Genomic DNA, 22,775 nt, shown 5'->3' on the forward strand with positions numbered 1-22,775 from the left:
GACCTGCGAAGCGCTGCCCGGAACGGCCGCGGTTCCATCCCGGCAACAAGCGTCGGAAATCTCACACTCACTACTCTCCGAACAACCTTCCGCAAAGCATTTATGTCCAGCAAACGGCTGTGCCTCGTCAGCACGCCGGAACCGAGCAGACAGTCAAAGGGGAACACGATGGCCGCTTCGTCCTCGAAGCGGCGGCACAAGGTCCGCCGACGGGCCGATATGTCGCTGCTGGGTGGCATTCGGCCCCCCATCGCGGTGCTCTCCGCGCTGCTGCTCTCCCTCGCCGGCATCACCGCCCTCGGGCTGGGGCGGGCGAGCCAGGATTCCGTACCCGAGGCGGTGCTGACCTCACAGCAGCACTTCGCCGAGGACGGCGCCATCACGATGCGTGCCTCGATCGACGAGAGCGTCACCGACCTGACCCGCACCGCCGGGCTCTTCAGTGCGGGTGATCCGGTCTCGCCCGACGCCGTACTCGACAAGATCGGCAGCGTCTACCAGAAGTGGACCGGCACCGCCGTCGTCGAGATCGAGTCCGGCCGGATGCTCGCCGCGCGCGGCGAGAACGTCCCCGTCACCGCCGTCGACACCGGCAGGCTCGCCGAGAAGGACGGGCTCAGCCCGCGCATCGTGCGGCTCCAGAACGGCGAGAGCAGGCTGCTCGCCTTCGCCCTGCTGTCCTGGCCCGACCGGCCGCAGCAGTTGCTGATGGCCTCCAACAGCCTCCGCTTCCCCGGCATCAGCAAGGGCCAGTTCCGTTCGATCGCCGTCGTCGACACCACGGGCCACATCCTCAGCCGGGACGGTGTCGCGGAGCCGGAGCAGGTCAAGACCGCGAAGCAGCGCGCGGACGCGAAACGTTCCGCCAAGCAGCTGGACTCCTTCGCCGCGACGGCCGCCAACAAGACCAAGCAGCACCCGCTCAAGGCCAAGGAGCCCGGCTCCGGCGGCTTCCCCGGCGTCAGCGGCAGCCTGCGCGGCAACTCCGTCCGCGGTGACCGCGCCGTCGCCGGCTACGCCGCGCTCGCCGGCCCGCAGCCCGGCGAAGGCACCCTCGCCACCTCGCTCGGGCTCACCGTCGTCGCCATGGTCGACGTCGCCGAGGACCCGACCCGCGTCGCCGGCCCCTTCTTCGGCCTGGTCTCCGCCGCCGCCCTGCTGCTCATCGGCGCACTCGCGGTGGCACTGCTGCTCGGCACCGTGCAACGGCCGCTGCTGAAGCTGTTCCTGGAGAGCCGCCGGCTGACCCGGGGCGATCTGACCCGCCCGGTCTCCGTTCCCCGGTTCGGCGAGACGGCGCGCATCGGACGCGCCCTGGAGCGCCTGCGCCGCCAGCTCCTCGGCGAACCGGCGGACGAGGCCGCGGGGAACACCGGCTCCGGCCCGTCCCGCCCCGGCCGCCGGAGCCGGCTCGGCAGCCGCGCGCTCATCGTCATCTCCGGCGTCCTGCTGCTGGCCTGGTCCGCACCGATGCTGCTGCTCTTCAACCGCGCCGACTCCACCGTCGCCGTACCGGAGCAGGTCGTCAGCGACCAGCGCGAGCGCACCCACACCATCTCCGACCGGGTCCGGCGCGCACTCAACGAGGGCCACGCCGACCTGGTCTCCGTTGCCTCGCTGATCGGCAACCGCACGTCGCCCGACGACATGGAGAAGGTCCTGGAGCGCACCCGTACCGAGCACCAGCGCTACCGCTCGATCTACGTACGCTCCGCCGACGGCACCGTCCAGGCCCGCGCGGGCGAGAAGCCGCACGCGCTGCCCGGCGGTTCCAAGGGCAAGCCGCTCTCCCAGCCCATCACCGTCCTCAACGAGTCCGGCAAGGAGCCCTCCGTCGCCGGGTACGCGGAGATCCCCGGCCGCAACGGCGCCATGGTGATCGGCGAGTTCCGGATCGACTTCATCAACGCGCTGCTCAAGCGCCCCGGGCTCGGCCAGGTCCGGGTGGTCGACAGCGAGCACCGGGTCATCGGCGGCAACACCGGCTACCTCGCCTTCGATTCACTGCCCGAGCGGCTGGACGAACTGGTCTCCGGCACCAACCAGCGGGTCGGCATGAACGCCCCGGCGGGAGCCGTCGTCTACCGCGACGGCGACGGCGTCCAGGTCGCCGCGGCCTCGCCCTTCGCCGGTGGCGGCGCCGCGAAGCAGCTCCGCTGGACGGTGGTCAGCTGGCAGCCCGCGTCCGGCCTCGCCATCCCCGAGTACAACCTGCAGAACCGCACCGTGCTCGCCGGCCTGCTCGGCGTCACCGCTGCCGTGGCCTGCCTCGGCTGGCTGTACATCGTGGTCGTGCGTCCGCTGCGCGAACTGGCCGGACAGGCCGAGTCGCTGGCCGACGGCGACCGCCGCACCGTGCTCTTCCCGCACCACCACGACGAGGTCGGCGCGGTCACCCGCAGTCTGGAAATTGTCCGGCAGCAGCTCCAGGAGCAGCGCAAACGAGACAGCGCTCCCCTGGTCGGAAGGAACTGAACGGCCGTGCTCTTCCTCTACGGCGTGCTCGTCGTGTGCTGTGCGATCCTCCTGATCTCCGGCATCGTCGAACAGCGGCGCCACTTCACCAATCTGGAGCGGATACCCACCCGGGTGCTGATCAACGGCATCCGCGGCAAGAGCTCCATCACCCGCCTGTGCGCGGGCGCCCTGCGCGGCGGCGACCTCGTCACCGTCGCCAAGACGACCGGCACCGCGGCCCGCTTCATCCACCCGGACGCCACCGAGGAGCCGGTCTACCGCAAGTTCGGCATCGCCAATGTCGTGGAGCAGATCGGCATCGTGCGGCGTGCGGCCTCCTACAACCCGGACGCGCTGGTCATCGAGTGCATGGCGGTCATGCCGGCGCTCCAGGAGATCAACCAGTCCAAGCTGATCCGGTCGACGATCGGCGTGCTGTGCAACGTGCGTGAGGACCACCTGGCCGAGATGGGCCCCACGCTCGACGACGTGGCCCGCTCGCTGTGCCGCTCCATGCCGGAGGGCGGCATCTGTGTCACCGCCGAGCAGGACCGCTTCCACATCCTCCAGGAGGAGGCGGACGCCCGGGACTGCAAGCTGATCTACGCGGATCCGGAGACGGTCAGCGACGAGGAGCTGCGCGGCTTCAGCTGGTTCACGTTCAAGGAGAACGTGGCGATCGCGCTGACCGTCGCCGAACTCCTCGGCGTGGACCGGCAGACGGCGCTCCAGGGCATGTACGACGCCCCGCCGGACCCGGGTGTCCTCTCGGTCGAGCGGTACCGCACCCACGACGACAAGCGGCTGCGCTTCGCCAACGTCTTCGCGGCCAACGACCCCGAGTCGACGCTGATGAACATCAACCAGCTGCTCGACCTGGGCGCGATCGACCGGCCGCTGAATGTCGTGATCAACTGCCGCCCCGACCGGGTCGAGCGCAACGGCCAGATGGGGCAGATCATCCCCGATCTCCAGCCGGAGAAGGTGTTCGTGATCGGTCACCCGGCGAAGAGCGCCATCGACGCGATCCCCTCCGAGTGGCGCCACACCGCGGTCGACCTCGGCGGCGACAAGCGCGACCCCGAGGAGTTCATGAACGAGCTGCTCGGACATCTCGGGCCGGAGTCCTCGCTGGTCGCGATCGGCAACATCCACGGGCAGGGCGAGCTGCTGCTCGAACACCTCGCCGAGCTGCCGGCCGACGAGACCCCGGACGAGGTCCTGGACGAGGCCCCGCAGCGGCAGTCCGCCCCCGCACCGGCCGACGCCGCCGACACCGCGCCCATCGGCATCGTGCCGGCCCCGGAGGCGGCCGACGCCAGCGGCCCGGACGGGAACCCTGCCGGGAACCCGGTCGGCACCCCCTCCGCCGCCCTCTTCCCGCCGATCCCGTCCCAGCGGCAGCAGTCGCCTCAGCCCCGGGCCCAGCAGCCGTCCCACACGCAGCAGGCGCAGCAGCCCCAGCAGGCGCAGCAGCCGCGGCACGACGAGACCCTGGCGCTCCCCCGCTACACCCCGCACATCGACCCGTACCAGCCGTACCCCGAGGCGTACGAGGCCCGCTACCAGCAGCCCCCACGCCCTCAGTCGCAGCACCAGCACCAGCACCAGACGCAGAGTCACGCACAGAGCCACCCGCAGAGCCGGCACGAGCCACCGCACCGGAGTCCGGAGACCCCGGCCGCGCAGCCGCAGCCGCAGCCGCCCGCCGCGCCTCGCGTACGCGGTCTGTTCGAGCCCGTTCTGCCGCCCGCCCCTGCTGAGGAAGACCCGGCCCGCCAGGAACACCCGGCCCAGCAGGAATACCCAGGAGAGCCCCGTTGATCCCCTCCGTCCTCACCCCCGAGATTGCCGCCATAGGCATCGCCCTGGGGCTGATGTTCTCGCTGGTCTGCTACCTGACGACCAACCTCTCCCCCGGCGGGATGATCACCCCGGGCTGGCTGGCACTCACCCTCGTCGAGGACCTCCAGCGCGCGGCCATGGTGGTCGGCGTGACCGTGCTGACGTACGTCGCGGTGCTCGGCCTCCAGAAGGTCGTGATCCTCTACGGCAAGCGGCTGTTCTCCACCGTCGTCCTCACCGGTGTCATCTTCCAGGCGACGCTGATGATCGTGCTGTCGATCGAGTTCCCGCTGATGTACACCAACCAGACCCTGGGCTTCATCGTCCCCGGCCTGATCGCGTACCAGCTCGTCCGCCAGCCCAAGGGCGCGACCCTGCTGGCGACCGGCTCGGTGACGCTCATGGCCTATGTCGTTCTCACCGCAGGAATCCTGCTCGGCGCGCTGCCGACCGTCTGACCCGAACCTTCCGGAGCTGACTGACTCATGAGTGCCAAGACCAAGCGCCGCCCCCGCCAGGTGCTGCACGCCGTCACGGTGACCGCTCTGCTCGCGGGCAGTGCCTACCTCACCGTGGAACTGCGCAAGGACGAACAGGCCAAGGCCCCCGCCGTGCAGGCCGTCACCGACAATCCGGCGCTGAAGTCGTCGAACCTGAAGTCCGGCGAGCAGCGCTGGGAACGGCTGCGCAACCCGAACCGCACCCTGCTGCGCGGCACCGACGGCGAGGTCCTCGCCACCTTCACGGACGGCGCCCGCACCGCCACCCTCACCGGCCCCAGCCGTACGTTCACCGAGCCCAGCACCACCACGACCAAGATCGTCACGGAGGACTGGGTGCGGCTGATGCCGTACCAGTGGAAGAAGGGCTCCGAGAACGAGAAGTGGTTCAAGGACTGGTTCAAGGAGTTCTTCGGCAGCGAGGAGGACGACCTCTTCGCCACCGCCTTCCAGTACATCGCCGAGGCCCCGGTCAAGAAGGACGACGAGGGGGTTCCGTACGCCGGTGACGCCAACTTCGGTCCGCTGAACCCCAACGGCAGCGAAGGCAACGACCTTCGGCTGGAGGAGTCCGACTTCTTCGACTACCTCGGCATCCCGTACACCTTCCGCAACGGCATGACGATGCAGCCGCGCACCGAGCGCGCCCGCTCCATGGACTGCTCGGGCTTCATCCGTACGGTGTTCGGCTACCGGGCCCGCTACCCGCTGATGGCCACCGACAAGTCCGGCGACGGCCTGCCGCGCACCGCCAACGGCATGGCCCGTTCCGACCGCGGCACCGACGTGATCGAGCTGAAGGGCATCACTTCGGCCGACCGCCCGAAGAACATCGACGTCCTGCAACCCGGTGACCTGGTCTTCTTCAAGCTCGACCAGCGGACCAAGGAGCGCCTGGACCACGTCGGCATGTACGTCGGGCACGACTCCGAGGGCCACAAGATCTTCATATCCAGCCGCGAGGAGGCCAACGGCCCGACCATCGGCGACAAGGGCGGCACGTCCCGGCTCGACGGGAACGGCTACTACGCGGCGACGCTGCGCAGCGCGAAGCGCCTGTAGCGGGACCGGTCGGCCTCACCCTCCGGCCCTCACGGCCCCCACGACCCCCGCGCCGCGCCCGGCGGCGCGGGGTCAGCGCAGTTCCTCCGGGCACGGCGTGCCGGGTGACAGCTGGTACGGGGCGGCCAGCCGGTACACGCCCGGCCGGGGCGCGAGCAGCTCCGTCCACTCGTCGCCGTCCGCGTCCTCCTCGACCTTGAACAGACAGCCGTTGGTGTTGACGAAGGTCCGCGGTGTGTTCTCGTCCTCGCGCCGCTTGGACTCCTCGGTCTCCTGCGGCCGCTCCACACCCCGGCCCTCGCTGTCCACGACGGCGAGCCAGCGCGAGTACGGGATGCGGATCAGGATCCGGCCCGGCGTCTTCACGTGGATGGTCAGCTCGCCCGCCTCGGCCCGGTCCACCGTGGCCGGCGGATCGGCCAGCGGCACCGGGCCGTCCACCTCGAAGAGCCGCCAGTTGGCGTCGGACCACACCGGCTTCAGATACGGCAGCCCGCCGTCGACCAGCTGTGCCTCCTGCACCGCGCCGTTGGAGTCCGGCGTTCCCGTGGGCAGCACCACGTAGTGCACCGCCCAGCGGTCGAGCCACTGGCGGTAGTTGGCGCTGTTCAGGGTGTCGTCGTAGAAGAGCGGGTTGCGCTTCATGTCCGCCTGCCGGTTCCAGCCGCGGGCGAGGTTGACGTACGGCGCGAGCGCGGACGCCTCCCGGTGACTGCTCGCGGGCACGACCTCGACCCGGCCCCGCTCGGCGCCGACCTGCTGGAGCTCGTTGACCAGCGGGGCCAGCTCGCGCGCCCAGGAGGCGGTGGGGGCGGTGCGGACGATGTCGTCGACGCCCTTGAAACCGATCCAGAAGTTCAGCCCGACGAACGCGATGATCAGCGCGTACCAGCGCCGGGAGCGCGGCACGGTGTACGGCAGCGCGGCGAGGAACACCACCCCGGCGAAGAGCATCGCCATCCGCGTGATGTTCGAGCCGATCTGCGAGTCGATGAAGTAGGTCAGCAGCGTCCCGACGCCGTACACGGCGGCGGCGGTGCGGACCGTCTTCCAGTCGCGCGGCACGAGGACGAAGACGAGCACCGAGAAGATGAACGGCAGCGAGAGCGTGGCGACCGACATCGGCTGCGTGCCGGAGAACGGGAACAGCAACGCGGACAGCGCCACCACCGCGACCGGGGCCAGGCCCAGCGCGTAGGCGCCGGGGCGCCGCTTGTTCAGGAACAGCGCGGCGGCGACCACACCCAGGAACAGCCCGGCAACGGGGCTGCTCGCGGTCGCGAGCGCGGCGAGCGGCGCGGCGACGGCCGCCTTCGCCCACCGCCTGCGGGGGGCGCAGCGACAGCTGCTTTGGTGGGGCCGGTGCTCGCACCGGAGGTGCGGCCAGCAGAACACTGCGGCCGTCGCACCCACCGCGAACATCATCCCGAGCCCGAACGTCACCCGCCCCGACAGCGCGTTGCACAGATACGCGAACGCCCCGGCGAGCGAGCAGGCCAGCGGATTGCGGACGGCCCGCACCCGGACCAGGATCAGCGCGGTCAGCGCCGCCGACACGGTCCCGGCGACCATCATCGTCGTACGCACGCCGAGCAGCGACATCAGATACGGCGAGACGACGCTGTACGAGACGGGGTGCATGCCCCCGTACCAGGCGAGGTTGTACGCCGTGCCGGGATGCCGGCCGACGAATTCGGCCCAGGCGTCCTGCGCCGCGAGGTCGCCGCCGCTGTTCGCGAAGAAGAAGACCCAGAGCAGATGGGTGACCGCGGCGGCGGCCGTCGCGATCGTCACCGGATGCCGCAGCAGCCGCTCGGCACGGACCCGGCGCGACAAGCCGGTGCGCGGCGCGGAGGCGTCCGCGGTTCCCGTGTCCTCCTGGGCGGGCGCGGCCGTACGCGTGCTTCCGCCGCCGTCGCCGCCGATGTCGCTGCCCCTCATGTCTGTGCTCTCGGCCGCCCCATGGCCGGGTCCCGGCTCCGCGGTGGTCACTACGGCTCTCCCCGTCTTCCCGGATCCGCCTGCCTGCGCGCCCCGTACCCCGTCCCCGTGCACCTGTGAGGACGCCGTCCCGGCGTCATCGAGTTGCCCCGGGACGCTAACACGTACGCAGTACGAGCAGTACGAAAGGGGGCGCCGGGATCGGCACCCCCTTCCGTCATCGGACCGTTCCGGCCACCGGGCCGTTCCCGGCGGCCGGTCAGCCGATCCGGGTCAGCTTGTCGCCGAAGGTGGGTTCGGTCATCTCCGACTGGAGCGTGACCGGCGCCGAGACCTTTCCGGCACCCGTGCCGACCGTCACTTCGCCGACCGTGGTGCCCGCCTTCGCGGAGTGCGGGATCGGCTTGTCGCCCGCTCCGATCTTGAGACTCACGGTGAGTCCGCCCCAGCCGATCGCCTTGAGGTCCTTGGTGGAGACCACTGGGGTCCGGCCGCCGAGTCCGTTGTCGACGTACCCGACGACATCGCCCTTCTTGACGACGGGGGCGGAGACGACGCCCTTCTGAGCGGCCTTGATCAGCTTCAGGCTGTTCTGTATGGCCCGCTGAAGCTTGGCGTCCAGGGTGCCGTCCAGCTGGGCCCCCATCACCGCGCCGACGATCCGGCGGCTCTTGCCGTCGATGACCGTGTCGGCCGCCCAGACCAGGTTGCCGCCGGCCGGGGTCGAGGAGCCGGTCTTGATGCCGCTCACCCCGGGCTCCAGCAGGATCACGTTGTTGTTGTAGATGGTCTTGCCGATGCCCGGGATGTCGGCCTGGGGCATGTTCACGATCTCGCGGAAGATGTCGTTCTGCATGACCGCCTTCGCCAGCTTGAGCTGGTCGGCGGGCGTGGACCTGGTGGTGGACTCCAGACCGCTGGGGTCCGTGTACGTCGAGTCCGTCATGCCGAGGTCCTTGGCCGCCGCGTTCATCCGCTCGACGAAGGCCTCCTCGGTCTTGGCGTCCCAGCGGGCGAGCAGCCGCGCCACGTTGTTCCCGGAGGGGATCATCAGCAGCTGCAGCATCTGGCGCTGCGTGTACTTCTGCCCTTCCCGGATCGGTGCGGTCGACTCGTCCGGGCGGTTGGCCTCCTCGCCCGCCTTCTTGTCGACCTCGATCAGGCCACCGTTCTGCTTACCGGTGATCGGGTGGTCCTGGAGGATCACGTACGCGGTCATGATCTTCGCGACGCTCGCGATCGGCGCGGCCTTCTGGTTGCCGTACGTGCCCAGCGAACCGACGCCCTCGACCTCGACCGCGCCCTGTCCCTCACCCGGCCACGGCATCTCCAGCTTCCCGCCGTCGAAGGTGTACGTGGGGTCCGCGGAGAGCGCCAGGGTGGGCTTCGGCAGCGGGCGCACCGCCTGCGCGATCGCAAAGACGATCAGCAGGAGCAGCACCAGCGGGGTCCAGATCTTGACCCTGCGGACGGCGGTGCGGACCGGGGTCTCCGGCGGCGGGGGCGTGTTCGTCAGCTCGGCCAGCAGGTCGAGCGGCGGCCTCGGCGGCATCGGCTGCTGCGTGGTCCGCTCGGCGGTGGACAGCGCGGCGGGAGCCGGTGCGGCGGGGGTCTGCGGATTGCGGGGCGGGGGCGTCGGCGCCGGCCGTGCGTCGTCTCCGCGCAGGGGTACGAACTTGCTGGTCCGCTCGGCGGCGGACTCGGGCTTCGACCCGGACTTCGACTCGGACTTCGACTCGGACGGAAGGATCTTCAGCGCGGTCGTCGGCTGGTCGACCTTGGGTGCGGCGGGCGCCCTGAAGATGGCGGTCGGCTGATCGATCCCGCTCTTGTCCTCGGCGGCGTCGGCGTCCTTGTCGCCCTCGGCGTCGGGCTTCCTCTCCCCGGCGTCGGGCTTCTTCTCCCCGTCGGAGGAAGCCTTGTCGCCGTCGGACTCGTCGCCGGACTCGCCGTCGGACGACTCGTCCGCGTCGTCATCGGCCTCGGGCTCGGCTGCGGCATCGGCAGCAACGTCCGCATCGGCCGGCGCGGTCGCCGTCTCCGGGGTTGCGTCGTCCGCCTCCGGGTCCTTCGCGTCGTCCCCGTCCCCGGCCTCGTCCTGCGACGTGGCGGCCTTCGCGTCGGCGTCGTCGCCCTCCGTGGCCTCGTCGCCGTCCTTCGACACCCAGGCGACGACGGCCGCACGCAGCCGTGCATCACCCTCCTCGGTACCTCCGGAGGCCTCCGCCGCGTCGCTCTCGGACTCGTCGGCTTCCTCGGCCGCCTCCGCGGTCTCCGGCGCATCCGCAGCCTCAGCCGCATCTGCGCCCTCAGAGGCCTCAGGCGCCTCCTCCGGAGCGCCGGCGGGCTTCTTGGCCCCCGCGGCCTCTTCGGTCTCCTCGGCGCCCACAGCGCCGTCAGTGCTCTCGGAGCCCTCGGCCGCCGATGCCGCCGCAGCCGCATCGGCTTCCGCGCCGTCATCGTCCGCGCCGTCACCGTTCTCGCCCTTGCCGTCCTCGGACGGCATCGCGCGGAACACGGCCGTGGCCGAGTCCGAATCGACCTCGGCATCGGCCTTGGCATCGGCCTCGGCGCCCTTGCCGGACCCGGCTACCGCGTCCGTACGGAAGACCGCCGTGGCCGTGTCCGCCTTTCCGCTTCCGTTCCCGGCGGCCGCGTCATCGGCGGACGGTTCACGGAAGACGGCAAGCCGCGGATCGCTTTCGCTCCGAGCCGTACCCGACGACTTCTGCTGCTCCGACTTGTCGGGGGACTCGCCCGCCACCGATGCCTCCTCCATGCGGCACGGGGGACACCCCCCGTGCTGTCCGAACCATCTACCAGTGTCCCGTGTGAACCACCGGCCCGGCTGCTAGACGAGAACGACATACCTACTGGTTCCCATACAAAGCACCCAGGCACTCTCGACAGACCAATGTGAGAGGGGTCACCCTGTCATTCATCCACGCGGGGAGGCATGGATGGGCAGGAGCCGCAGAACAATTCCGGAGGAGCTTCTGCTGCTCGCTCTGGACCCGACCACGGGTACCACAGCGCAGCCGCAGTCGCTCGACCTCGGCCTCGCCGGGGCTCAGCTAGTGGAGCTGGCTCTGGCAGGACGGATAGCCCCTGACGGGGATCGTATCGCCGTGGTGATGCCACGGCCGACAGGAGATCCGACTCTGGACTCCGCACTGGAACTGCTGCGGCGACGCGGCAGCCCGGTTCGGGCGGTCCACTGGATTGGCGGGCCCCGGCTGGGGCTGCGTCAGATCTACCTCGCTCATCTGGAGCGATGCGGCATGGTGCATGCCGTGGCGGGCCAGATGTGCGGAGTGCTGCCGACGACTCGCTACCAGGCGACGGACACGGCAATCAGCCGGGACATCAGAGCCAGGCTGGACAGTGCGATCCGCACCGGCGTACCGCCGGACCCGCGGACCGCGGCGCTCGCCGCGCTGGCCCACGCGGTCGGACTCGGCAAGCACCTGTATCCCGGGAACGAAGGGCGTTCATCACGCTCCAGGCTCCGGGACCTGATCAGACACGACCCCATGGGCGGACTCGTGGCGCATGCCGTGATGGACGTCCAGAACGGGGCGGTCGCACAGCCGCGCCGCAACCAGGCGGCCGGAGTTCCGTTGCAACCGCAAGTGCAGTCGCAGTCACGTCGCGGCAGCATGGCGCACACCGCGGCGGGCTAGAGACCCCGGGCGCGTCAACACCTTGAGCACCGCACGGCAGCACCAACCGAATACCGCCGCACCGTCGTCCCCAAGACCCGGTTCGGGAGCCGCACCGAGCGCGGGGCAGCCACGATCATGGCTGCCCCGCGCGCGCTTGCTTGTGGCCATTTCCCAGCGCGGCCGGGGCCGGGGGTGGCAATCTGCTGAGCAGTAGATACGCACAGCTACATAGCCGGAGGTGCCGTTTCCGTGCCGACCAACGTCAATCCCACCGTCAGACGACGCCGGCTGGGCCAGGAATTGCGCCGACTGCGCGAGCTCAAGGGCATGACGGCCGAGGAGGTGGCGGAGCGACTGCTGGTCTCGCAGTCGAAGATCAGCCGCCTGGAGAACGGCCGCCGTTCCATCAGCCAGCGCGATGTCCGCGACCTCTGCGGGGTGTACGAGGTCGAGGACGTCCGGATCGTCGACTCGCTCATGCAGATGGCCAAGGACTCGCGCCAGCAGGGCTGGTGGCACGCGTTCGGCGACATCCCGTACAGCGTCTACATCGGTCTGGAGACCGACGCCGAATCGCTGCGGGTGTACGAACCCCAGGTGGTCCCGGGGTTGTTGCAGACGCGGAGTTACGCCGAGGCGCTGATCAACGGAGCGCTGCCGGAGGCCCCGCCGAACGACATCGACAAGCGCGTCAGCGTCCGGGCCCGCCGCCAGGACCGGATCACCGACCCCGAGCATCCGCTGCGGCTGTGGGCGGTCATCGACGAGTCCGCGCTGCGCCGGACGGTCGGCAGCAAGCAGGTGATGATCGAGCAGCTGGAGCAACTCATCGAGCTCTCCCAGCTGCCGCACGTCACCGTTCAGGTACTGCCGTTCGACATGGGCGCGCACCCCGGTATCAACGGGCAGTACGCCATTCTGGAATTCCCGGACGCCGCCGATTCCAGCGTCGTCTACATCGAGGGCGTCACCAGCGATCTCTATCTGGAGAAAGCCAATGACGTTCAGCGGTACAGCGTCATGTACGAGCATCTTCGGGCGCAGGCGCTGAATGTGGAGCAGACCCGGCACTTCATCACCGAGATCATGAAGGACTACACCCGGCCCGGCATCGACTGAACGCCGACCACCGCACGGCCCGTAAGGTCCGGAATGCGGAAAATGAAGCGATGTTACGGGAGGGGTGGCGGTAAGGTACACCGCCATCCCTCCCGGGTGGAAGATCTACCTGGTATATACCACTCGGTCGAGTGAACGGCCCCTTCCTGCAAGGAGCTTGGCGAGTAGCGTCGATCACACCAACCGGAACGCTGTTGGTGTCATTCACGCGACTCTTTGAACCGGAGTGAACATGGCCATTCGTCAGGGTGCTACGGACAAGTGGACGAAGTCCTCGTATTCCGGGGGCAACGGCGCCTGCGTCGAAGTCAAGTCCCCTCTCACCCAGGCAATTGCGGTGCGTGACTCGAAGGCCCCCGAGGGCCCCTCGATCACGTTCGTCCCCGCCGCCTGGAACGCCTTCGTGCGTGATGTCGGCAAGGATGCGGTCAACGCCTGACCGATGATTTCCCGTTCGCATCGCGGCGCCGGATCCGGTGCTGCCGTCAGCCCTCTCGACTGGTCCGCCGTCCTGGCCGAGGGGGCTCGATGCACGACCCGACGGGAGGCCGGGCGACCGGTACCGCCCGGTGAAGCCGCTCAGCGCAGCTGATCCACGTACAGGTCGGTCCCCGGCACCGTCGGGATGAACGGCGCCACCAGCTCCACCCGCCCCAGGCCGGATTCCGCGACTGCCGCGTCGAGCCCGGTGAAGTGCTCGTTCCAGCACTCCCTCGGGTCCTCCTGGAGGAACCACAACAGGGTCAGCCGGGTGTCGACGCCCTCGACCTGCTTCACATAACTCATCCGGTCGCCCGGCAGCGGCGTGGGCCGGAAGACGGTCACCATCGCAGCGGGCGAGCCGGCCAGCCGCTTCGGCAGCTGCCGCGATCGCAGCCACTCCAGCAACTCGCTCCGCGCCCCGGCCCCTTCCGCGTCGATCACTTCGAGGACCAGCCCCCGGTAGGGGTGGTCCAGGGCGTGGAAGTCCCGGGGCCCCGCCGCACCGTCCCGGTAGACCGTCGCCTCGTGGTCCTGGAACGCGGTGAACACATGGGTCCGGGCCTGGTGGACCCGGCCGTCCCGGTTGAGCCGCTTGTTGATGCCCACGGTCCACTTCATGTGGTCGTCGTAGCGCCCGTCCGTCACCCAGTACGTCGACAGGTAGCAGCCGGCCGTGACGGGCTGCGCGACCGCCGATGCCTCCGGGTAGCGCATTTCCTGGAGCTCCCGGGTGGCCACCCAGCGGCGCCCGGAGAACATCCAGGGCATCGCCATCGCGCCCGCGTAGTAGTGGTCGTCCTCGTACCAGCGGTTGTACCCGTACTCATGGCCCGGGTGCGGTTCCACCATGGTGATCAGCGCGTGGCCGGGATGGACACCGTACGGCCCCAGCGCGGCCAGTTCGGCGTAGGTGTCGCTCCGCGTCTCGTCGCTCATGCCGTTCCCCTTCCGTACTCCGCAGCGGCGTCCTACTCTGACGCCCCGTCAGACGTTCTGCCAGAGCCGGGAGGCCACCGATGTTGTTAGCGGGGAAGACCGTCATCGTGTCCGGGGTGGGCGCCGGGCTCGGGCACCGGGTCGCGGCAGCGGTCGTGCGGGACGGAGGAGACGCGGTGCTCGGGGCGCGTACCGCCGCGAATCTCGCCAAGTCGGCGGCCGAGATCGACCCGGACGGACGGCACACCGCCCGGCTGGCCACCGACATCACCGACGAGGCGCAGTGCGAGGCGCTCGCCGCGCTGGCGCTGGAGCGGTTCGGGCGGATCGACGCGGTGGTCCATGTCGCCGCCTGGGACAGCTACTTCGGCGGGATCGAGGACGCCGACTTCGCCACCTGGCAGTCGGTCATCGACGTCAATCTGCTCGGCACGCTGCGGATGACCCGCGCCTGCCTGCCCGCCCTCAAGGAGCGCGGCGGCTCGGTCGTGATCATCGGTACGCAGTCCTCGGTGGCCGCGCCGACCCAGGTCCGGCAGGCGGCGTACGCGGCCTCGAAGGGGGCGCTCACCTCGGCCATGTACTCCATGGCACAGGAGCTGGGCCCGCACCGGATCAGGGTGAACACCGTGCTGCCGGGCTGGATGTGGGGACCGCCGGTGCAGGCGTTCGTACGGTTCACGGCGCACAGCGAGGGGGTGCCCGAGGACGAGGTGCTGGGCAGGCTCACCGAACGCATGGCGCTCCCGGAACCGGCCACCGACGGCGATGTCGCCGACGCCGTCACCTTCCTGGCCTCGGACCGGGCGCGGGCGATCACCGGACAGTCGCTCCTGGTCAACGCGGGCGAGCTGATGCGGTAGGCGACCTGTGCAGCAGGCGCCTGATGCGATGGCCGACCGATGCGATGAGCCTCCTTTCTCCGCCGCACGGGACCCGCATCCCGTGCGGCGTTCCTCGTTCTCCACAATGCGTTCTCCGCAATGCGTTCTCCACACAGCGAGCCCTGCACAGCGAGCCCTGCGCAGCGGTCCCTGCGCGACGCCCTCTGCGCAGCACTCTCTGCGCAACCTGACGAAGTGCCCGCTCATCGTGTGTCCGCCGTCACGTCGGCGACAACGATCGCGCAAGTCAAGAGCGAGCAAAATCGTTCGAATCGCTGATCTGCGTTCACATCCCTGACCGCGCATACCTTGACCGGGGTACCGGGCAGGCGGTTCAATCCCCGATGTCCCCGCTCCCGCACGGGGCCCCGCTGAACGGCCGTACTGGCGAAGTGCGTTCCCCGTTCACAAGGCGGACCCCAGGAGGGGGCACATGAACAGTCTCGACTGGGTCGTGCTCATCGGCTACTTCGGTGTGATGGTCGCGATCGGGCTCTGGTCCCACAAGCGCGTGGACAACGTCAGTGACTTCTTCACCGCGGGCGGCAGGATGCCGTGGTGGCTCTCCGGAATCTCGCACCACATGTCCGGCTACAGCGCGGTGATGTTCACCGGTTACGCCGGTATCGCCTACCAGTACGGCGTGACGTCCTTCGTCACCTGGTCGCTGCCGATCGCCATCGGCATCGGCATCGGCGCCCAGCTCTTCGCTCCCCGGCTCAACCGGCTGCGCTCGCGGCTGCATGTCGCCTCCCCGCTCGAATACCTGAAGAACCGCTACAACATCCAGACGCAGCAGGCGCTCGCCTGGTCCGGGCTGCTGCTGAAGATCGTGGACGTCGGCGCCAAGTGGGCGGCCATCGCCACCCTGCTCTCCGTCTTCACCGGCATCTCGATCACCCAGGGCATCTTCATCACCGGCTGCATCACCGCCGTCTACTGCACGGTCGGCGGCCTCTGGGCGGACGCGCTCACGGAGCTGGGCCAGTTCATCATCCAGCTGCTCGCCGGCGTCGCGATGCTCGTGACCGCCATGGGCGAGCTCGACGGCTTCAGCACCCTGTGGACCGTCTGGGACAAGCTGCCCGAGGGGCACACTAACCCGACGGCCGGCCCGTACACCGTGACCTTCCTGCTGGCGTATCTCTTCATCAAGACCTTCGAGTACAACGGCGGCATGTGGAACCAGGCGCAGCGCTACATGGCCACGGAGTCCGCCGCGGCCGCGAAGCGCTCGGCCCGGCTCTCCGCCGTGCTGTGGCTGGTCTGGCCGACGGTGCTGTTCTTCCCGATGTGGTGCGCCCCGCTGCTGGTGCACGCGCAGAAGCCGGACGCCTCGGACAGCTACGCCCTGATGACCGAACAGCTGCTGCCGCACGGGCTGTTGGGGCTGGTCGTCGTCGGGTTCTTCTCGCACACGATGGCCATGTGCTCCTCGGACGCCAACGCCATCTCGGCGGTCTTCACCCGGGACATCGCCCCGGTCCTGTCCAAGTCGGCACGTGAGTGGGGCAGCCGGGCCGGTCTGCTGGCGGCGCGGCTTTCGACGCTCGGCTTCCTCGCCCTGTCGATGGCGCTCGCCACCCAGATCAACTCACCGACGTTCAAGGACATCATCTCGGTCGTCATCAAGTGGGTCGCCGGTCTGATGGGCCCGATCGCGATCCCGTTCATGCTCGGCCTGCTGCGCGGCTTCCGCAGGTCCGGCCCGACGGCTGCGCTCACCAGCTGGGCGGCGGGGCTGCTGGCGTTCTACTTCACCAACTACGACTTCGACGGTTCGGTGAAGACGGACGTCGCGCTCCAGTACCAGGTGGCCCTGCCGCTGGCGATCTCGCTGGTCCTCTACATCGTGATCGGCTTCATCAAGCCGGAGGACACCCCCGAGCGCGACGCGATCATCGAGCAGATCAACTCGGACGGCGACGGCGACGGTTACGGGGGCGGCGGGGGCGGTTACGTCGGTGGGGCTGCGGCCGACGCGGGTGTGCCGACGCAGCCCGGCCCCGCGGACACCGGCCTCACCGAGGGCGCGAAGGACTGACCGGCACGCGAGGCCGTACGGGCGGGTGGACCGCACCCCGCCCGCCCGTACGCTCCCCTCGCCTCAGGCGCGCGGGTAGCGGGCCAGCCAGCCCGGTGCGGCGGCGGACGGGCTGTGCAGGGCCGGCCCCTGCGTCATCTCCATGGCGAAGTCGTCCGCGAGCTCCAGCACCGTCGGCCGGCCCTCCAGTTCGGCCAGCCAGGCGGGCGGCAGCGCCGTCTCGCCGTGCAGCGCGCCGAGCAGCGCCCCGCACAGGGCCCCGGTGGCCCGGGAGGGCCCGCCGTGGTTGACGGCCAGCCGCAGCCCGTGGCGTATGTCCTCACCGACCAGCGCGCAGTACAAGGCGACGGCAAGGACCTCCTCCGCCGCGTCCGTGGCCCCCAGCGACTCGATCAGGGCGGGCCCCGGGATGCCCTGGCGCACCGTGCCGAGGGCCTGCTTCAGCGCCTCGGTGACCGGTTCGTGCCCCGGGCGCTCCGCGAGCAGGGCCAGCGCGTGCTGGACGGAGCCGTCCAGGGTCTCGCCCCGTGCCAGTCCGTGCACCATGACGGCGAGGGCGCCCGCGGAGAGCAGGGCGGTGGGGTGGCCGTGGGTCTGGGCGGCGCACTCGACGGCGAGCTGGAGGACGAGCTGGGGTTCCCAGCCGACGAGCAGCCCGAACGGTACGGACCGGGTGAGCGCGGACGAGTCCCGTGCCTGGGGGTTCTTGGGCTGGTCGAGGGTGCCCATGGTGGTGTCGCCGAACCCCGTCAGGCATTCCCGGGCCGGGCCGCGACGGGCGTAGAGCCACTCCTGCTGGGCCAGCCAGCCGTTGTCCGCGCGGCGTTCGTCGGGCCCCCAGTCGTGCTGGGTGGCCGCCCACCGCAGATGGGCCCGGTGCACGTCGGTGGGCGGGTGCCAGGCCCCGGTGTCGCGGCGGACCTGGGCGCGGATCAGCCCGTCGACGGTGAACAGGGTGAGCTGGGTGAGGGCGGTGACGGTGCCGCGTCCACCGTACGCGGGTACGAGGTCGGTCACCGCGTCGGCGCCGTGGGCCTCGCGGATCTCTTCGAGCGTGAGCCCGTCGACCCCCGCCCCCAGCGCGTCACCGATGGCCCCGCCCAGCAGCGCGCCACGCACCCGGCTGCGGAAGTCCTGCTGCTCGGCACGGCCCCACACAGCCGTGGTCCCTGTGCTCACCGTGCCCCTCCCCCGTCGGCCGGCAGGCCGGCCCGTCTGCGACTGCGCAGCACTGTAATCGAACGGGAACGGTCGGTAGAGAGAGCGGAAACAGGTACGCGTGGGTATGTGGGCGGACGTCCCGCAGGTCGTTTTTGACTGGCCAGGGACCACTTTCCAGCGAGGTGGAACGTCTGCCGACCGCCTGTTGACCGCCCGTCGACCGCTCGGTGATCGCCGGATGACCGGATTCGACGAGTGTCGGCGATGAGTTTGCCCGCTCAGGGCAGTCACCATGACCGGATCACCGACCGAACACCGAAAGCGCGGGAGAAACACGTGACTCAGCTGCTGAAGGTCCAGAACTTCACCGTCTCCAGTGATGGATTCGGCGCCGGCGAGAACCAGAGCCTGGAACGCCCCTTCGGACACGCCGACCCCGGGACGATGATGGCCTGGGCCGGCGCCACGGCGAGCTGGCCCAACCGTACCGAGCCCGGCGGCAGCCGGGGCCTGGACGACTACTTCACGCGGGACTTCGCGCACAACATCGGCGCCGAGATCATGGGCCGCAACAAGTTCGGCCCCCAGCGCGGGCCCTGGACCGACCACGACTGGCTCGGCTGGTGGGGCGACGAGCCCCCGTTCCACACCCCGGTGTTCGTGATGACCCACCACGAGCGGCCCTCGTTCACGCTCTCCGACACCACGTTCCACTTCGTCGACGCCGACCCGGCCACGGTCCTCGAACGGGCGCGGGAAGCGGCGCGCGGCAAGGACGTCCGGCTCGGCGGCGGGGCCACCACCATCCGGGAGTTCCTCGACGCCGGCCTCGTCGACACCCTGCACGTGGCGGTCTCCCCGGTGAAGCTCGGCTCCGGGGTGCGGCTCTGGGAGTCCCCCGACGAGCTGCGCGACCGCTTCCACCTCGACGTCGTGCCCAGCCCGAGCGGCGTGACCCACCACCTGTTCTGGCGGAAGTGACGGAAGAGCCGGCCGGGCCGGACGGGGGAAACGGAGAGCCGGCCGGGCCGGGCTGGGGGACGCGGCAAGCCGGCCGGCCGGGCGGGGACGCGCTCCTCAGTCCGGCAGCACCGGCAGCAGCTCCGGAAGGTGCCCGTCGGACGCCACCGCCGCCGCCACCCGCTCCTCGGGGACCTCCCCGTACAGCGTCGTACGCGGCTTCGCCGGGCGCCCGGCGAGCTCCGCGATGGCGATGAGGTCCTGGATGGAGCGGTACGAGCCGTAACCCGACCCGGCCATCCGCGAGATGGTCTCCTCCATCAGCGTGCCGCCCAGGTCGTTGGCGCCCGAGCGCAGCATCTCGGCCGCACCCTCCGTGCCGAGCTTGACCCAGCTGGTCTGGATGTTGGTGATGTGCGGGTGGAGCAGCAGCCGGGCCATGGCCGTGACGGCCCGGTTGTCGCGGTCGGTCGGGCCGGGGCGGGCGATGCCCGCGAGGTAGACCGGTGCGTTGGTGTGGATGAACGGCAGGGTCACGAACTCCGTGAAGCCGCCGGTCTCCTGCTGGAGCCGGGCCAGCGTCCGCAGATGACCGAGCCAGTGGCGCGGCTGGTCGACGTGCCCGTACATCATCGTCGAGGAGGAGCGCAGGCCCACCTCGTGGGCGGTCCTGATGACCTCCAGCCAGGTCGCCGTGGGCAGCTTGCCCTTGGTGAGGACCCAGCGGACCTCGTCGTCAAGGATCTCGGCCGCCGTGCCGGGGATCGAGCCGAGCCCGGCCTCCTTCGCCGCGATCAGCCAGTCCCGGATGGACATCCCGGTGCGGGTGGCGCCGTTGACGACCTCCATCGGCGAGAAGGCGTGCACATGCATGCCGGGCACGCGTTCGCGTACCGCCTTCGCGATGTCGAAGTAGGCGGTGCCGGGCAGGTCCGGGTGGATGCCGCCCTGCATGCAGACCTCGACCGCGCCGACGTCCCACGCCTGCGCGGCACGGTCCGCGACCTGGTCCAGGGAGAGGGTGTACGCGTCGGCGTCGGTGCGCCGCTGGGCGAAGGCGCAGAACCGGCAGCCGGTGTAGCAGACATTGGTGAAGTTGATGTTCCTGGTGACGATGTAGGTGACGTCGTCGCCGACCACGTCGCGGCGCAGCGTGTCCGCGATCCGGCACAGCTCGTCGAGCGCCGGCCCGTCCGCGTGGAGCAGGGCGAGTGCCTGCTCGTCGGTGAGCTTCGTCGGATCGTCGGCGGCCCGGCCGAGCGCCTCGCGCACATCGCCGTCGATCCGGGAGGGCACCATGCCGGGCGCGGCGGCCTCGCGCAGCGCCTCCCAGTCCCCGTACACCTCGTCGAAGTCCTCGCGGCGGTCGCCGGTGCGGCCCTCGGTGTCGATGGTGCGGTGCAGATCGGTGCGGCCGGTGGCGCCGAACCCCTCGTCGGGCTCCTGCCAGGGCAGCCCGGTGGGGATCGCGCCCTCCTTCGCGAGCCCCGTCTCCGGATCGGCGAGGGCGCGGACGTGCGGGAGGAGCCGGGGGTCGAGCCACGGCTCGCCGCGCCGGATGAACTCCGGGTAGATGGTGAGCCGTTCCTGCAGCGTGAAGCCGGACTCGGCGGTCCGCGCCGCGAGTTCGTCGATGTGCGGCCAGGGCCGCTCGGGGTTCACATGGTCGGGCGTGAGCGGCGAGATCCCGCCCCAGTCGTCGATCCCGGCGCCGATGATCATCGCGTACTCGGCGTCGACGAGGTTCGGCGGTGCCTGGATGCGGGCGGACGGGCCGAGGATGTGCCGGGCCACGGCGATGGCGGCGGCCAGCTCCTCCAGCTCGGCGTCCGGCATGGCGCGCATCGCGGTGTCCGGCTTGGCGCGGAAGTTCTGGACGATGACTTCCTGGATGCCGTGGTAGGCACGGGCGGTCTTGCGCAGCTCGAAGAGCGAGTCGGCGCGCTCCTCGTACGACTCCCCGATGCCGATCAGGATGCCGGTGGTGAACGGGACGTTGGACCGCCCCGCGTCCTCCAGCACCCGCAGTCGCACGGCCGGTTCCTTGTCCGGGGAACCGTGGTGCGGGCCGCCCGGCTCGGACCACAGGCGGGTGGCCGTCGTCTCCAGCATCATCCCCATGGAGGGGGCGACGGGCTTGAGCCGCTGAAGGTCGGTCCAGGTCATGACGCCCGGGTTCAGGTGCGGCAGCAGCCCGGTCTCCTCAAGGACCCGGATCGCCATGGCGCGTACGTACGCGAGGGTGTCGTCGTACCCCTCGGCCTCCAGCCACTCCCGCGCCTCGGGCCACCGGTCCTCCGGCCGGTCGCCGAGCGTGAACAGCGCCTCCTTGCACCCCATGGCGGCGCCCTCGCGGGCGATGTCCAGCACCTCGTCCGGCGACAGGAACATCCCGTGCCCGGCCCGCCGGAGCTTGCCGGGGACGGTGACGAAGGTGCAGTAGTGGCACTTGTCGCGGCAGAGCCGGGTCAGCGGGATGAAGACCTTGCGCGAGTACGTGATCACCCCCGGCCGCCCCGCGGCGTCGAGCCCGGCGTCCCGCACCCGGGCCGCCGAGGCGGCGAGGTCGGTCAGGTCCTCGCCCCGCGCCTGGAGCAGTACGGCTGCCTCGGCCACATCGAGAGCGACACCGTCACGGGCCCGCTTGAGGGCACGCCGCATGGAATTGGTCGTCGGACGTCCGCGCTGAGGATCGGTCATGAACCCGAGCATACGAGCGGCGCCCGCGCCCCGGACCAGGGCATCTGGGGCGGAGCACGGCGGCCCGCTCGTCGTCCGGGCCCTCGCGCTTCGGGTCCGGCGCGGCACGGTGGAAGTCGAGCCGACGCGGGCACCCCGGAATTCGGCTTGACCCTCACGTTGCGTGAGGCCGGAAGGTGAGGTGCATGAGCGACTACTACAACGCGTTCGAAATGAGTCCCGTACCCACTCCCGGCCCGGATGCGGTTCCGCCGGAGCTGTTCCGCGGCATCTACGGAATGCCCGCTTTCGCGACGATCCCCACGACCGACCTGGCGGCGTCGGTGGACTTCTGGACTCGTGGGCTCGGGTTCTTCGAGCTGTTCAGCATCCCCGGCACGCTGGTGCATCTGCGCCGATGGGCGTTCCAGGACGTACTCCTCGTCACGGCGGAGAGCGTTCCGGAGCAGGCGCCGGCGATGAGCTTCAGTTTCTCGTGCGTGCTCAGCCAGGTCGATTCCCTGGTGGACGCCTGCCGTGCGCTGCGCCCCGGCTCGGTCGACGGTCCGCGGGACACCCCCTGGAACACCCGCGATGTGGAGGTGGTCACCCCTGAGAACGCACGGATCGTTCTCACTGCGGCGAAGCCCTTCGATCCGGCCAGTCAGGAAGCGCGGAACCTTGAAGCCATCGGGATCACCCCACCGGACGCCGGTCGCGGCGACAATGCCGGTCGCGACGACAATCAGGAGCATGCCTGATGCCACTGACGCCGACGGGCTGCCCGTCGGTCAGGTCTCGACCCGCCTGGGCGTGACGGTCCGCGCGCTGCACCACTGGGACGAGATCGGTCTCGCGCGGCCGTCGCTGCGCACGCCTGCCGGATACCGGCTCTACACCGCCGGTGACCTGGAGCGCCTGCACCGCATCGTCGTCTACCGCGAGCTCGGTCTCGGCCTGGACCGGATTCGGGCCGTCCTGGACGACGCGACCGCGGACGTACCCGGTGGGGGGGGGGGGGGGGGGGGGGCGGGGGGGG

Annotated in this window: 17 protein-coding genes; 12 read left to right on the forward strand and 5 right to left on the reverse strand. The window is 70.3% G+C overall.

What is annotated here, in order from left to right; translation table 11 throughout:
* Nucleotides 1-168 precede the first annotated feature (168 nt).
* From AADR41_RS32975 to AADR41_RS32990, 4 genes are read left to right on the forward strand one after another with little or no spacing between them, the layout of a single operon-like run.
* Complete coding sequence (locus AADR41_RS32975; protein WP_342285403.1) at nucleotides 169-2,475, forward strand: cache domain-containing protein; 2,307 nt, start codon at nucleotides 169-171, stop codon at nucleotides 2,473-2,475.
* A gap of 6 nt (nucleotides 2,476-2,481) precedes the next feature.
* A complete protein-coding gene (gene pgsB, locus AADR41_RS32980) occupies nucleotides 2,482-4,281 on the forward strand; it encodes a poly-gamma-glutamate synthase PgsB (protein WP_342285404.1) in 1,800 nt (599 codons plus the stop codon).
* Nucleotides 4,278-4,760: a poly-gamma-glutamate biosynthesis protein PgsC/CapC gene (locus AADR41_RS32985; RefSeq protein WP_093540014.1), complete on the forward strand. Its 483-nt coding sequence runs from the start codon at nucleotides 4,278-4,280 to the stop codon at nucleotides 4,758-4,760. Before pgsB ends, AADR41_RS32985 begins: the two co-directional genes overlap by 4 nt.
* 27 nt (nucleotides 4,761-4,787) lie before the next feature.
* The gene (locus AADR41_RS32990) at nucleotides 4,788-5,864 is read left to right on the forward strand and encodes a C40 family peptidase (RefSeq protein ID WP_342285405.1); all 1,077 of its coding nucleotides are present in this window, start codon (nucleotides 4,788-4,790) and stop codon (nucleotides 5,862-5,864) included.
* Nucleotides 5,865-5,936: 72 nt separating this feature from the next.
* Here AADR41_RS32990 and AADR41_RS32995 read toward each other — a convergent pair whose 3' ends face one another.
* Together AADR41_RS32995 and AADR41_RS33000 are read right to left on the reverse strand one after the other, a co-directional pair.
* The gene (locus tag AADR41_RS32995) at nucleotides 5,937-7,805 is read right to left on the reverse strand and encodes an MFS transporter (RefSeq protein WP_342285406.1); all 1,869 of its coding nucleotides are present in this window, start codon (nucleotides 7,803-7,805) and stop codon (nucleotides 5,937-5,939) included.
* Nucleotides 7,806-8,064: 259 nt separating this feature from the next.
* Nucleotides 8,065-10,584, reverse strand: coding sequence for a D-alanyl-D-alanine carboxypeptidase family protein (locus AADR41_RS33000; RefSeq protein ID WP_342285407.1), 2,520 nt, complete (start codon nucleotides 10,582-10,584; stop codon nucleotides 8,065-8,067).
* A gap of 181 nt (nucleotides 10,585-10,765) precedes the next feature.
* Here AADR41_RS33000 and AADR41_RS33005 point away from each other — a divergent pair, with 181 nt between their 5' ends.
* The 3 genes from AADR41_RS33005 to AADR41_RS33015 all read left to right on the forward strand — a co-directional run bounded on the left by AADR41_RS33005 (nucleotide 10,766) and on the right by AADR41_RS33015 (nucleotide 13,028).
* Nucleotides 10,766-11,488 (forward strand): GOLPH3/VPS74 family protein, encoded by a 723-nt coding sequence (locus AADR41_RS33005; protein ID WP_124722746.1) that lies wholly within the window; start codon nucleotides 10,766-10,768, stop codon nucleotides 11,486-11,488.
* A 231-nt stretch (nucleotides 11,489-11,719) separates the two neighbouring features.
* Nucleotides 11,720-12,589, forward strand: coding sequence for a helix-turn-helix domain-containing protein (locus tag AADR41_RS33010; RefSeq protein ID WP_342285409.1), 870 nt, complete (start codon nucleotides 11,720-11,722; stop codon nucleotides 12,587-12,589).
* A gap of 232 nt (nucleotides 12,590-12,821) precedes the next feature.
* A complete protein-coding gene (locus tag AADR41_RS33015; protein WP_342285410.1) occupies nucleotides 12,822-13,028 on the forward strand; it encodes a DUF397 domain-containing protein in 207 nt (68 codons plus the stop codon).
* Nucleotides 13,029-13,168: 140 nt separating this feature from the next.
* Here the strand turns inward: AADR41_RS33015 and AADR41_RS33020 are convergent, their stop codons facing one another.
* Nucleotides 13,169-14,008, reverse strand: a complete 840-nt coding sequence (locus AADR41_RS33020) for a hypothetical protein (RefSeq protein ID WP_342285411.1) — start codon at nucleotides 14,006-14,008, stop codon at nucleotides 13,169-13,171.
* Between the two features lie 80 nt (nucleotides 14,009-14,088).
* On the opposite strand from AADR41_RS33020, the gene AADR41_RS33025 reads away from it, so the two are divergent.
* A complete protein-coding gene (locus tag AADR41_RS33025; RefSeq protein ID WP_342285412.1) occupies nucleotides 14,089-14,871 on the forward strand; it encodes an SDR family oxidoreductase in 783 nt (260 codons plus the stop codon).
* A 454-nt stretch (nucleotides 14,872-15,325) separates the two neighbouring features.
* On the forward strand, nucleotides 15,326-16,936 hold the full coding sequence (locus AADR41_RS33030) for a sodium:solute symporter family protein (RefSeq protein ID WP_342285413.1): 1,611 nt from the start codon (nucleotides 15,326-15,328) through the stop codon (nucleotides 16,934-16,936).
* A gap of 63 nt (nucleotides 16,937-16,999) precedes the next feature.
* Here AADR41_RS33030 and AADR41_RS33035 read toward each other — a convergent pair whose 3' ends face one another.
* The gene (locus AADR41_RS33035; RefSeq protein WP_342285414.1) at nucleotides 17,000-18,115 is read right to left on the reverse strand and encodes an ADP-ribosylglycohydrolase family protein; all 1,116 of its coding nucleotides are present in this window, start codon (nucleotides 18,113-18,115) and stop codon (nucleotides 17,000-17,002) included.
* Between the two features lie 318 nt (nucleotides 18,116-18,433).
* Between AADR41_RS33035 and AADR41_RS33040 the strand changes: the two genes are divergently transcribed.
* The gene (locus AADR41_RS33040) at nucleotides 18,434-19,078 is read left to right on the forward strand and encodes a dihydrofolate reductase family protein (protein WP_342285415.1); all 645 of its coding nucleotides are present in this window, start codon (nucleotides 18,434-18,436) and stop codon (nucleotides 19,076-19,078) included.
* A gap of 96 nt (nucleotides 19,079-19,174) precedes the next feature.
* Here the strand turns inward: AADR41_RS33040 and AADR41_RS33045 are convergent, their stop codons facing one another.
* Nucleotides 19,175-21,757 (reverse strand): bifunctional FO biosynthesis protein CofGH, encoded by a 2,583-nt coding sequence (locus tag AADR41_RS33045; protein ID WP_342285417.1) that lies wholly within the window; start codon nucleotides 21,755-21,757, stop codon nucleotides 19,175-19,177.
* Between the two features lie 185 nt (nucleotides 21,758-21,942).
* Here AADR41_RS33045 and AADR41_RS33050 point away from each other — a divergent pair, with 185 nt between their 5' ends.
* Nucleotides 21,943-22,497, forward strand: a complete 555-nt coding sequence (locus tag AADR41_RS33050) for a VOC family protein (RefSeq protein ID WP_342285418.1) — start codon at nucleotides 21,943-21,945, stop codon at nucleotides 22,495-22,497.
* Nucleotides 22,490-22,775: MerR family transcriptional regulator (locus AADR41_RS33055; protein WP_342285419.1), on the forward strand; the 286-nt coding region annotated here is incomplete at its 3' end. The genes AADR41_RS33050 and AADR41_RS33055, both read left to right, overlap by 8 nt.

This window comes from Streptomyces sp. CLV115 (assembly GCF_038448545.1).
Classification (GTDB): Bacteria; Actinomycetota; Actinomycetes; order Streptomycetales; family Streptomycetaceae; genus Streptomyces; species Streptomyces sanglieri.